Source organism: Halococcus sediminicola, assembly GCF_000755245.1.
GTDB lineage: Archaea > Halobacteriota > Halobacteria > Halobacteriales > Halococcaceae > Halococcus > Halococcus sediminicola.
Genome location: NZ_BBMP01000023.1, coordinates 98,279 through 110,819, shown reverse-complemented (window position 1 = coordinate 110,819; position 12,541 = coordinate 98,279). Strand labels below are relative to the sequence as shown.

Sequence of the window (12,541 nt, the reverse complement as noted above, 5' to 3'; positions counted from 1 at the left end):
GTGGTGTATACAATATGGTGGAGACAGACCGGCCCTTCAGGGCGTTCTCGACGGAGAGAATGCCCGCGCGCTGAGACGCGCGGGCTGGCTGTCTTACCAGGCAACAGCCATGTGCACTACAAGCCTAAGCGGTCAAAACAGTGTCGCACCGATAGCGAAAGCAATCACGGACGAGAGCGGTGGTGAGCAGCGATGAGCGGCGAGTGCTGCCCGAACTGCGGATCGGGATTCTACGGCTACTTTGCCCGTTATCACATAAAGTACTGTCCTCACTATGGGCACGGAGGCAGCCGATGAGCGTCGAGACACACCACTCGATCACCGTGCCGATCGAGCGGGCGGTCACCGGAGCCACGATCAGTGATGGTGAGCACGCGCTCTGTGGACGGTGTGAGCGATCAGTCGGCGAAGGGTCGCCAGTGAGTGTCTATGCGTACTCGATGTCCGACGAGCGTGATGTCACGGTCGCACGGATCAACTGCAGCGATTGTGCATCTGACACTATCGCTCACCCGACGCTCGGTGGCACCGAGTGGCTGGTGTGTGGAACTCTCGGGCTGCGAAGTGATGTCGCGCGTCAGTCGCATCAGCTCGTGTTCGTACCCACTGAGGGTGTAATCGACATGTCGCCGCCAACTGAGAGTTCGGGAGATGCAATAGAGGAGCAACTGTAGATACAGGACTAGCGCAGTGTTCCACTTTTCTAGGAGGCGATTGAACAGGGCGCGCGCCCGGAACAGCGATGAATTGCTGTATCGAATTCGCCCGATGGAATAGTGACTGTATCGGAAGCGACAGGGTTCAAGCTGACTCGTCTCAATCCTCTATCTTTGTATGAAGATGACTGAAAAATCCATAGCCCACAGGGGTGTGCCGAGTGCCACGCGCCGCAATGATGCCGAGCACACCCCTGTGCGCGCTTAATTTCCTGACGAGTTTGGAATAAGCTTTGTGTATCAATGACCTGCATCACGTTTACACCCTGACACATCACTGGTACGCTAGCCGATTTTATCTTATGTAACTTGTCGCTACCAGTGGAAGGTCAACTGTTACACAAGGTTTGGTTGCTGAAGGCACGTCTGTCCCGATATATCTCAAGCGGGAACTATGCATCGGCGACAGTATCTTGTAGCACTCGGACTGGCCAACAGCTACATCGTTTGCGGGCTGTAGCGAATTGAGTGCCAAACTGGCGAGGGGGGCCGCGGAGGGCACCCCCCCCCCCCCCCCCCTCGTTCGTTTCACTTTTACCACCTAGCTGTCTCCCCTGATCATTGTCTAAACGACTCACCCACTGGTTCATTTATCGGTAGGTGAGATAGGTATTTATCGACCGTTCACTACAGTGTAGATATGCCAACCTTTGATTCCATTACAAGCCGCATCCCACTCATGCGGCCGGGCCGCACCGCCCGCAACGTTGGTGTCGTCATCGTCGCGCTCGTTGCGCTGCTTTTTCTCCCGGTGGTGATGCTACTCATCGCGCTTGCCGTGCCACTGCTTCTCGCGTTCAACATCCGCGGGCTTCGCGATCGTCTGAGCGCATCGTCGCTTTCGCGCCTCCCGGGACTCTCCCACGAGCGCCGAGTCGTTCTCGTGCTCGCAGCCTTCGTCTATCTCCTCGTGGTGACCGGCGCAGCCAGCGCCGTTTGGTCGGGATTCGCGCCCGCGGGGAACAACACGAGCGCGACGAATGCCACGGCAGTCGAAGCACAAGCCCCTGGCATTGAGGTCGTGAACACCACGGACGTGAACGGTGATGGAAGCTACGAAGCGTTCGATGTCCTCGTACACGCGAACACGTCGGTTCCCGAGGGTGACGGTAGCCCTGGCGAGCCTGGTGAGCCGTACTTCGCCGTCCAAGCAAACGGGCAGTGGCGCTTCGATACCTCGGAGGTCGCCCGAGACGAGGAATTCTCGACGACGATCCCGATGAACGACTCAGTCATCCCTGACGAGGCAAGCGGGGAGTTGAACGTCACCGTTCGGCTGCTTGACCGCGACACAGCCTTCAACGACGGTATCGCGGCCTGGTCCACGACCGTTCTGTACGCACCCGCCGAGACACCGACTGCGACACCGATATCCACATCGACGGCAACACCGACCACGACAGCGAAGCAGTCGAACGCCAGCAGCGGTGGAGGTGGAGGACAGAAATCTCCCTACCCAGATCAGGCGCTCATCAAGAACGTCTCGGTCGTCAACGAGCGCGATAGCGATAACGACGGACGCCCCGAAGCGTTTGCACTGCAGGTACGTGCAAACACGACGCTCCCGGCGGCCAATGCTGACGGCAGTGCTGGCGATCCATACTTCGCGATCGCTGTCGGTGGGAATTGGAAGTTCGACACGCCGAATGTACGTCGCGCGCCGAACGGGACGTTCACCATCCGGATGAACGAGTCGCGGCTCTCGTCGGCCTCGCCGGGTCAGGTCTGGATACGCGTTCGGTTGATGAACCGAAACACGTTGTTCCACGACCGCATCGCGACGCAGAAGGTGAACGTTCCGTACGCGCCGGCAAGCACACCAACGCCGACACCGACGGCAACCCTAACACCCACAGCAACGGAAACACCGACCCCGACCCCCACACCAACACCGACAGCTACCGAGACACCGACTCCTACGCCGGAACAGTCGGGCGCGAGCGGCGGAGGCAGTGCAGGTGAGGGTGGTGACTCAGGGAGTAGCGGCGATAGCAGCTCCGGCGATGCTGAGAGCGGTGCGCGCAGCCCTGACGAAGGCAGTGAATGGACCGTCACGGTCACGGAGATCGTCGATGGCGACACGATGGAGGTGCGCTTCCCGAACGGCGATGTCGAGAACGTTCGTCTGCTTGGTGTCGATACACCCGAGGTGAGCGGTGGGGTCAGCCCCAACGAGTTCGAGGGTATCCCCGAGAACGACGCCGGTGAAGCACACCTCTCGGAGTGGGCCGACCGGGCGAGCCGGTTCGCAAAAGATCAGTTGAGTACTGGTGAGGAGATTCGTATCGAGACCGATCCGAGTGCCGACCGGCGCGGGAGTTACGGTCGGCTACTGGTCTATGCCTACCACGATGACGGCCAGCTGTTCAACCGTCAGCTGCTTGAGGGCGGGTATGCACGACTTTACGAGAGTGAGTTCTCGAAGAGCGGCGAGTTCGCAGATCTCGAATCGGATGCACAATCGGAGAACATTGGTCTGTGGAACTTCGAGGCCTCGGACACTCCCACCCCGACGCCCGTCCCGGATGGCGGCGACAGCTCGGGAGAGCTCACCATCGCGAACATCCAGCCCGAAGGTGACGACGAGACAGTCACTCTCGAAAATCCAACTGGCTCGACGATCGACCTCTCGGGATATACGATCGTCTTCGACGACGATCAGACATACGGGATCCAGGGTATCACGCTCGAGGCCGGCGAGACGCTCACCGTTCACACGGGCGAGGGGAGCGATTCAGACGGTGATGTCTACGCTGGATTCGGGCGTTCGGTGCTGAACAACGATGGCGACACGATCTCGATACAAGACAGTTCGGGCACCACGGTTGCCGAAGAATCCTACGGTGACGGCGGGTAAACGGCGAGTAGAGCCAACCCCTATGGCCCCGACCATTCTTCGTCGACGTCGCTGACGAGCGCGTCCGGTGAGAGGCCATCACTGTCGAGCATTGCTTCAGCGAGGTCCCACGCGCGCTGCTCGCGTGGTCTGAGAGTGCGCGTATCCCACCGTAGGCGACGAGCGCTTCGATGATGAGGAGTTTATCCTGGCGGTGCATTACGCGCGTGTGGCTGCACCATTGTACAAGAACCTTCGTCTGTGCGATCAGTAGCACGGCTCGGTCAGTCGTCGACCGCGGCTACCAGCGCCGGTCGTTTGCGAGATTGCTTCGTGCACTTGACTTTCCACTCTATACTTCCGCTCAACTTCCCCCATGAGAATGGTTATGTGGACACGGCGGATTGGCAGTCATGATGGACCGACGAACATACTTAGCGACGTTCGGAACGATCTCAGGGGTGGCCCTTGCGGGGTGCAGCAGCGGCACGGGCGGAAACAACAGCAGCAACGGCAACGGCGGTGAGAACGAAGACACCGCCGGTAGTGGTGGCAGCGGAGATGAAGAAGACACCGCCAGCAACGACGATAACGACGACAGCGGTGCCGAGACCGATAGCGATAGCAACGACGACAACGACGGTGCTGAGACGGACAACGACAGCAACGACGGCAACGAGAACGACAGCAACGACAGTAGTACGGACGGCGGCAACGACAGCGATGATGACGATAGCGGCGCTGAAACGGATAGCGACAACAACGACAGCGATAGTGACAACAGTACTGACAGCGGTAACGATAGTGACGGCACCGACAGCAGTAGTGAAGATTAGCTGTAGAGAGCCTGCTACCACCTTCGACTGTCACCCGCTCTTTTTCAATACGGGGTGAGAAGCGAACGAATAGTCCAACAAGGACAGTCAACGCTACACGTCGCTATCGAGAAGCACTTGGAAGCGTTTCCAAGGCTCGATTCCACTTTCACAACGCATGGCTCGCCGCTTTAACGGTGCCAGTAGAACCAGCGTCTATGGAACCAAGCGCGATGCAGTGTTCGAGTTGGGGCGAATTTTGCGCTATCGGTATAACCACAGCCGGGGAGCACTACTGTACTGGCTCCAGTAGATGTTCGACCTGGGGCGGAACGGAGCTTAGCCGAGTGACGACTGCGATGACTCGGAGGACAGGCCCGTGAACGAACTGATTTTCTTGGCTGGTCTTGCTGTGGGATTCAGTATTGCTGTACCTGCACTAGCGCGAATTTGCCAAGTCGATCTCCGCAGAGCGTTTGAGCGTGTATAGCCGAGCAAAGATATTATAGTCCGAAAAAGCGCCCTCATAGCGCTCGCGGTGCTCTCGTCGTCCCAACACTCAATAGATGGCGCTCGACCAACTTCGAACGCTCTCGAAACGGCGTCACCGACACGTCGAATGACTCTGTGAAGAGTACGACATTCCGAAAGCTCGAGTGGCGTCGCACTCGCTGACGCGGCCACAAGCGGTAGAGTAATCGATCACGACAGATTTCTGATCCTAATAATCCGAGCCTCGGTAATGAAGCGAATCACCACAGCAACCCTGACACGGGCTGGGATTGGGAATAAGACTACTGTAACGCTTGGAACGCTCCATCGGAAGATAGCCAGGTTCATCATTCGCATCGCTTACTTGTGCATGTACTCATTCCCGAACGATGTTTCCGCCCACACCCGCCAAATTCGATATCTACCGTTGATATCCGCTTTTGATTCAGCGCAACCTATTAGTCGTAGAAATGCATCGGCATATCAATGACGCAAGGTAGTGATTGTCACAACAGTGATAAAAACCGAGTGATTTCTCGACCAACTACTATGAAATCGGAGAATGTAGCCAGACTCACAAGCAATTTAGCGGGTATCAGTTCCGGAAACGGTGAAACTTCTGCACAAAGGAGGCGCATCGATGTCCAACGATGGACTTCACCGCAAGACTTCGCTCCGGGCCAATTCAGCGGGACGCGACCCACGAATCGAGCCGGGTCGCTCACTATCGCACACTCCATTGGAAAGTGCGAGTACACCGATCCGTTGGGTTATAGCACGAAAACTTGGAGGTACAGCCGGTGGACATCACCAGTACACTCGGTGAGTTTCGGAGCAAAACAACTGATCGCATCGTGGACCGCGGATGTTCCATCAGATACATGGCTGGAAATAGAAATACGAGGGACGACCACCAGCGGTGACCGCACCGGCTGGTACGTCATGGGGCGCTGGGCAATGACGGATATGGATATCCATCGCACTTCCGTCCCAGATCAAGACGATGAGTTCGGCCGAGTTACTGTGGATACCTTCAAAGCAGTCGATGGAGTTACACTGCGTTCGTATCAGCTGCGTGTGACGCTTTATCGACTGCCCAATAGTGAGCACTCGCCAGTGGTACACTCGGCCAGCGTCATGGCCTCCCACCTATCGGAACAAAAGCACGTCGACGCCAGTCCGCTCGGCGGAGCAGAAGGCATCGTACTGGACGTACCGAAGTACTCACAGGAGATTCACAAGGGAGAGTATCCGAAGTGGGACGGTGGTGGCGAGGCGTGGTGCAGCCCTACCTCCACCGCGATGATCCTCTCGTACTGGGGGCGCGGTCCTACTGACGAACAGATGAGCTGGGTCAACCCAGACTACAAAGACCCGCAAGTCGACTTCGCCGTGCGCGGAACCTACGATTACAGCTACGATGGTGCCGGCAACTGGCCGTTCAACGTCGCATATGCCGGACGGTTTGGTCTCGATGGCTTCGTGACCCGACTCCGCTCTCTGACCGAATTGGAACAATACATCAAGGCCGGTATTCCCGTCATCACTTCGGTGTCGTTCGAGGCGGATGAATTGCCTAGTGCGGGGTATGGGACAGATGGGCATTTGATGGTAATCGTCGGTTTCACTGAAGACGGGGATGTGGTCGCCAACGACCCGTTTGCACCGACCAACGAGGATGTGCGATGTATCTATTCGCGCGCGGCGTTCGAGAATGTCTGGCAACGCACTACGGGAAGCGGCGGAATCGTCTATATCATCTATCTACCCGAACACACGCACCCGGCACATCCAACTGGGACGAAACAGCGATAGCGGGCATCCGATCGAGTACGACCGACGCCACGGTCAGAGACTGTCTCGAATTCCGTGTTGAGGACGTCTCAAACAACGGCCGGTAGATCATTTCGTTGAACTAGGACTTCGACTCCAGATAGGATTGGGGTTGACGTCACCCTACCGCCAGTCCGTCACTTTCTCTGTGCGTTTCGAGCCAATCGTATACGAGCGCACCAACCGATGCGAGGACGTCCGTCCCCTCCCCGGGAGAATCAAGTTCGTCAAGAAACACGGCGAAGACGAGGGGGTCGCAATCTTCGATGCGGAGGGTTCCGGCGTCGAGAACGGCGTCTGTCAGCTCTCCCGTCTTGTGTTCGATGTCTACGCCCAACGGGAGATAGCGAGCAACCATCGAGGTGTCGTGCTGGTGGCGAAGCGGAACCCGAAGACGGTCGTACGCAACTGACGAGAGTGTTGTCTCGTGGACCGTATCAGCTACCAAGCTGGCAACATCGCGCGGTGAGGTGACATTCTCAGAGATGCCCGGCGGCAGGTCTTTGGTCCCACCGCCAGTCACCATCATCTTCCGTCCGAGGCGGGTGTCGGCGTAGCCCAACTCGTTGAGGACGGTGTTTATTTTCTCTCGGCCAAGATGGTCGATGAGTTCGTTCGTCGCCGCGTTGTCGCTGATACCTATCATCGCCATGGCGAGATCCTCTAATGTCGGATCCGGATCGTCAAGGAGGTGAAACAATCCGGTGCCAGCGACCCGATTTTCGGCCGCAAGACCGTATGGTTCGGTGAGGGCATCGAGTCGGCCATCGTAGCGGTCATAGAGCGCGTACTGGACGAAGAGTTTAATCAGACTCGCGCTGGTGAAGCGCTCGTTGGGCCGCACCGTGTGGACGACGTCGAAGGTTCCTGGGGTCGTGGGAAACCCGAAGAAAGCCCCAAAGCGTGCATCGAGGCGATCGCCGAAGGCGTCGACTCGATCGCGGAATTCGACTCGGGTCTTCGGTGGTGTCGCGGGACGCATGTATCAGAGATCATTTTCTTCGCCCTCGCCCGTGCTCATCCCTTCGTCTCCAGCACGAGGGAGAATACGAATCGCCATCTCGAACGTGTCGTCGTGCAACTCGAGATAGTTCTCGGCATCTGGGTCGAGACTGCTGATGACGACTGCATCATCATCGCCGTAGGCGTGGATGTACTCGTCGCCGCCGAGACTGATCGCAACATGACCTGGAAAGAAGAGCAGGTCGCCGGGTTTGAGGTTATCGCGAGCGATGGTCGGTCCCATCGCTCGCTGCTGGTCCGCATCTCGCGGGAGGGAAACGCCAGCCACGTAATACGGAATCCATACGAGACCGGAGCAATCGATCCCCTCGGTCGTTATTCCGCCCCACTCGTATTCGGTACCGAGAAACTGTTTGGCTATCTCAACGAACTCGTCACCGCCGGGCGGTTTCGGCCGCGTGACGGCGTCGGCCGGGACCGTGACGGCCTCTCCAGTTCGGAGGCGACCGGTTGTCCGGCCGTTCTCAACCGTCTCGACGGCGATGTCTGTACCAGCGTGGAGCGTAGTCGATCCGGCGTCGACCCGGCGACAGATGACATGCTCCGGGCTGATATCAGCGACATCGGTGAGCTGAGTTGATTCGATCCACCCTATGTAACCGTCGGGAACGCGCACTTGGGTCCATCCTTCATGACCCTGACTTTCCTGATCGTCCGGTTCGTAGGCAGTTATTGCGGCACCCCGTAGCACCTGTGTCACTTGTTCAGCGTCCGTCGACGGCTCGCCACGGACCGAGGCGACGGAAACGGCTACTGTTCGTGGAGAGGCGTCAAGAACGCGAACCGCGGTGTCGAACTCGTCACGGACATCGCGTGCGGCCGCGAGCACTCGCTCTCGAAGGTACGGTTCGGAGACGACGCCACGAATGGTCGGAACGGTTGTCGAGTGGTCGACATCCACGTCGAATACGGTTACCCTGTCGTCGGGCGCGTATCGCGTCCGAACGCGACGAACTGCAAGGGACAGGGAGTGAGCGGTCTGATTCACCCACGACGGTGTGCACGCACCTATCAAAGGTCTATCGCTTATCGGTCTCGCTTTCTTGAGCGGTGTTGCGGACAGCGTTCGAAGCCAATGCTTGCATGAACTCGCTCAGGCGATCATATTCAGAAAAACTCGCTTGTTCCATATAAATAGCTACAAAAATATTATATACATTCGGTTTCAGCAGATGATACGGATGAAAGACAGTGACAAACGGACCCGGCGTTCCTTCCTGAAAGCTACCGGCGGAGTAGCGACGGCAGTCGCTCTTGCCGGCTGTTCCGGGAGCAATGATGGTGGCAACAACGCCACGAAAAAGAAAGAAAACGCCAATAACAGTAGCAGCGGCGGTCAGGGAACGAAACAAAATATTGAGGCTGATTCTTCGAAGACACTGCAACTGACCAGCAGCAGCGTGACAACGTTTGATCCAGTCGCAGCGACTGACGCCGTGAGTGGATACGTTAACCACCAGTTGTACGATATGCTGATGAGCTATCCGAACGGGAAGGCAACTCCCGAAAAAGGCCTCGCAAAGAACTTCAAGCTGGCCGAAGACAATACGACCTATACTTTCAAACTGAAGGACGCGAAATTCCACAACGGAAAGGACGTCACCGCACAGGACTTCATCTACTCGTGGGAGCGTCTCGCAGCCTCGAAGAATTCCAATCGAGCCTATTTCATACTCGATTCGCTCGGCGTCAAACACGAAACGACCACTCAGGACGGCGAGGAGACCTACAAACCCGATTCCTTGGCGCTCAAAGCCGTGGATGAGAAAACCCTCGAAATCACACTCTCTGAACCGTTTCACGCGGCGATGGAGGTGCTCGCGTACAACACCTTTGCAGTCATCCCGGAGGACATTCTCGGTGACATCAAGGGGTACGACGGCGAGATGTCGTACGAGAAATTTTCGAGTAGCAACCCGATCGGGACAGGGCCATTCACACTGAATAACTATCAACCTGGAACTGAGATCGAAATCACGCGATTTGACGACTATTACGGTGGCAAGGCATCTATCGCAGGCGTTCATTGGCAAATAATCGACAAAAGCTCGTCGGCGTATCAGTACGCGATAGCGAAAAACGCCGATAGCTTCGATATTCCGACCTCACAGTACGACAAAAGTAAAATCAACATCAAACGTGGCCCGGATGACCTTGGACGAGAGTTCGGGACCTATGGACCGCTCAAAAACGGTGAAACGGTCCAATACTCCTCAGTTCCGTTAATTATCACCTACTATCTTGGCTTCAACATGGCACGAGTGCCGAAGCCCGTCCGACAGGCATTCGCCTACGCAGTGAACCAGGATCAGATAATCAAGGAGGTGTTCAAAGGTCGTGGCTCACCGGCCTATCTTTTCACGCCGCCGTCGATCTATCCCGGCGGCGCGAAAGCCTACGAGAAACACGCAAAGCAGAACTACCCCTACGGATACGCGAAAACCCAACTTGATAAGGCGAGAAACGTCATGAAAAAGGCGGGATATGGGCCGGACAACCAGTACACCATAACGTGGACGCAGTATCAGGACGACACATGGCTCGAGCTCAGCAAACTGTTGCGCGACCAACTGTCGAGCGCGTATATCAAGATGGAGATCCAACAGGCTCCGTTTTCGACGTTACTTGAACGCGTACATAATGGAAAGGTCGAAATTTACACGCTCAACTGGATTGCCGATTGGCCGGCACCTGACAACTTCCTCCAGCTCCTCAATCCTCCCCAGACCGACACCTCGAAACCGGAATCGCTCACGGGAGCCAATTGGACATCGAAAAATGGCGACGCGGCTGAGCAGGCGAAGCAGGCCTACCAACGAGTTTTGAACAACCAAGACCCGACGAAAAAAGCTGAACGCGCCCGTAATAAGGCATACACCGAGATAGAGGAAGCAAACTGGGAAGATGTCAGTCTTCTCCCGGTCTATAACAGCCTCGGCGAGAGGTTCAGATACAACTGGGTCGACATTCCAGCATTTGGTGGAATGGCGAGCAATCGTCAGCAATTGAATGATGTGAAGATCGCCAAGCAGCGCGGCTGAACGAGTTCCATCTTCACTCGCGTCGAGTCATGGTCCTCTTCGATAGCAAGAAAGAGAACGCCATCCGCGCCGTGGCGTTTTCCATCGAGATCGGGATCGAGGTCCGTTTTCCGGTCGCAGTGAGCGCTGGCGAACACCGCGTAGTCGGGAACCGCCGCTACTTTCGTATCTCCGACGAGGAATCGTTCTCCGTGGCGTGGTATTTCTCGACCGCGATTATCCCGTCGCCGAAGCTTATGGTTCGTCCTTCTCCAAACGCGTGAGGTCAGCGAGCGTCTCGCGCTGACGGACGATACGGTTTGTCCCGTTCGCGAGCGCTATCTCAGCGGGACGAGGGCGGGAGTTGTACGTACTCGCCATTTCGTAGCCATATGCCCCGGCGTTGCCGATGGCGATAACGTCATCTCGTTTGGGTGTACCAAGTGGACGGTCGGTGCAGAAAACATCGGATGATTCACAGATTGGACCGGTGACGGTAATGGGGCTATCACCTCGATCAGCGAGGATAGCCATTGGGTGGAAAGCGTCGTAGAGTGCTGGACGAAGTAGTGTCGTCATGCCAGCGTCAACGCCGACAATGGTCGTCTTTGGAGCAGGTTTAATCGTATTGACTGTCGTCAGCAGGACGCCTGCGTCGGCGACAATATAGCGGCCAGGTTCGATAGCGAGTTGAGCACTTATCTCACCTATTGCCTCCCGCGTCGCGTCAGCGACAACACGCAAGTCAAACGGTGGTTCGTCCTTCCGATAGGGGACACCGAAACCACCGCCAACGTCCACAAATTCCAAGTCACCTACCTCACGGGCGAGTGTCCCCATCCGTTGTACGAGTTCACGGTGGTTCTCAAGTTGGTCGACATCGATGCCCGACCCGGCATGGGCATGGAGACCGATCACGTCGAAATAATCACGAGCTTCGGCGACGACATCAGCCGCACGATTGTAGGGTACGCCAAACTTGGCGTCCTTACCCGTTTGAACCATCTCGTGGTGACCCGCGCCAACGCCAGGATTAACGCGTATGCAGAGGCGACCATCGTATCCTCGTTCAGAGAGGCGTAACAGCGTATCACGTGCACCAACGGTGACAGTAAGAGCGTTATTCTCACGCCAGCAATCCACGATATAGTCCAAGTCCTTGTCGGGTGGGTTGACCGCAGTGTACTGTATGTCGTTTGCCCCGTAGCCTGCGTCGAACGCGCGAGCGACTTCACCAGCCGACGCACACTCGGCATCGAGACCAGCCTCACGGACGGTCTTAAGTACCGTATGCCCGGTATGAGCCTTTACAGCGTACTGGATATGTGCGTCAGGAAAAGCCCTGCACACGCGCTGCGCGTTCGAGCGCACGCGTTCCAGATCAATTACGTACAAGGGCGTCCCGTATTTAGCAGCCAGTGAGCGCAAGTGTGCCCTATCCCAGTCTGCAAGTCTGCGCACGTCGCCTCCGCTCATCCGCACGGCCTCTCTTCCCAGTGGAGAAGGCCACAGACATTGAATTCGATGCAGAGAGCGCCGATCAGTCGTTTGGCTACATTGTGCTCCCATCCGTTGATTCGCTGTCCTCCCGCCCCGCTCTGTGCGTATTTCGGCATGACTCGACTGCTGGGCGAAGCGCTCATATCACTTCTGTCTCTGTTGCGTTGAATGCAAGCAAAGTAAATATAAATAAGAGTGGGGAATCAGTCTTACTTCAAAAATGACCTATATGGCAACTATATTCGGATGTCTGTCAACACACATATTCAAACCGGTATTATAATCGGAAAATTAAAGCTATAGCGA

General features: G+C 56.6%; 8 protein-coding genes. 5 read left to right on the top strand and 3 right to left on the bottom strand.

Annotated features, from left to right (window positions below; translation table 11 throughout):
- The first annotated feature begins 293 nt into the window (after nt 1-293).
- The 4 genes from ACP97_RS14780 to ACP97_RS14765 all read left to right on the top strand — a co-directional run bounded on the left by ACP97_RS14780 (nt 294) and on the right by ACP97_RS14765 (nt 6,674).
- A complete protein-coding gene (locus tag ACP97_RS14780; RefSeq protein ID WP_049998605.1) occupies nt 294-674 on the top strand; it encodes a hypothetical protein in 381 nt (126 codons plus the stop codon).
- A 682-nt stretch (nt 675-1,356) separates the two neighbouring features.
- Entirely contained in the window at nt 1,357-3,573 is a 2,217-nt protein-coding gene (locus ACP97_RS19975; protein WP_154020023.1) for a lamin tail domain-containing protein, read from the top strand.
- Nucleotides 3,574-3,968: 395 nt separating this feature from the next.
- The gene (locus tag ACP97_RS14770) at nt 3,969-4,388 is read left to right on the top strand and encodes a hypothetical protein (protein WP_049998603.1); all 420 of its coding nucleotides are present in this window, start codon (nt 3,969-3,971) and stop codon (nt 4,386-4,388) included.
- A gap of 1,293 nt (nt 4,389-5,681) precedes the next feature.
- Nucleotides 5,682-6,674: a peptidase C39 family protein gene (locus ACP97_RS14765; RefSeq protein ID WP_202593632.1), complete on the top strand. Its 993-nt coding sequence runs from the start codon at nt 5,682-5,684 to the stop codon at nt 6,672-6,674.
- Nucleotides 6,675-6,810: 136 nt separating this feature from the next.
- Here the strand turns inward: ACP97_RS14765 and ACP97_RS14760 are convergent, their stop codons facing one another.
- Both ACP97_RS14760 and ACP97_RS14755 read right to left on the bottom strand, forming a co-directional pair.
- Nucleotides 6,811-7,674: a serine hydrolase gene (locus ACP97_RS14760; RefSeq protein ID WP_049998601.1), complete on the bottom strand. Its 864-nt coding sequence runs from the start codon at nt 7,672-7,674 to the stop codon at nt 6,811-6,813.
- Nucleotides 7,675-7,677: 3 nt separating this feature from the next.
- The gene (locus tag ACP97_RS14755; RefSeq protein ID WP_079977650.1) at nt 7,678-8,703 is read right to left on the bottom strand and encodes a C40 family peptidase; all 1,026 of its coding nucleotides are present in this window, start codon (nt 8,701-8,703) and stop codon (nt 7,678-7,680) included.
- A 193-nt stretch (nt 8,704-8,896) separates the two neighbouring features.
- On the opposite strand from ACP97_RS14755, the gene ACP97_RS14750 reads away from it, so the two are divergent.
- Nucleotides 8,897-10,756, top strand: coding sequence for an ABC transporter substrate-binding protein (locus ACP97_RS14750; RefSeq protein WP_049998691.1), 1,860 nt, complete (start codon nt 8,897-8,899; stop codon nt 10,754-10,756).
- A gap of 234 nt (nt 10,757-10,990) precedes the next feature.
- Here ACP97_RS14750 and lysA read toward each other — a convergent pair whose 3' ends face one another.
- On the bottom strand, nt 10,991-12,211 hold the full coding sequence (lysA, locus tag ACP97_RS14740; protein ID WP_049998598.1) for a diaminopimelate decarboxylase: 1,221 nt from the start codon (nt 12,209-12,211) through the stop codon (nt 10,991-10,993).
- Nucleotides 12,212-12,541 lie beyond the last annotated feature (330 nt).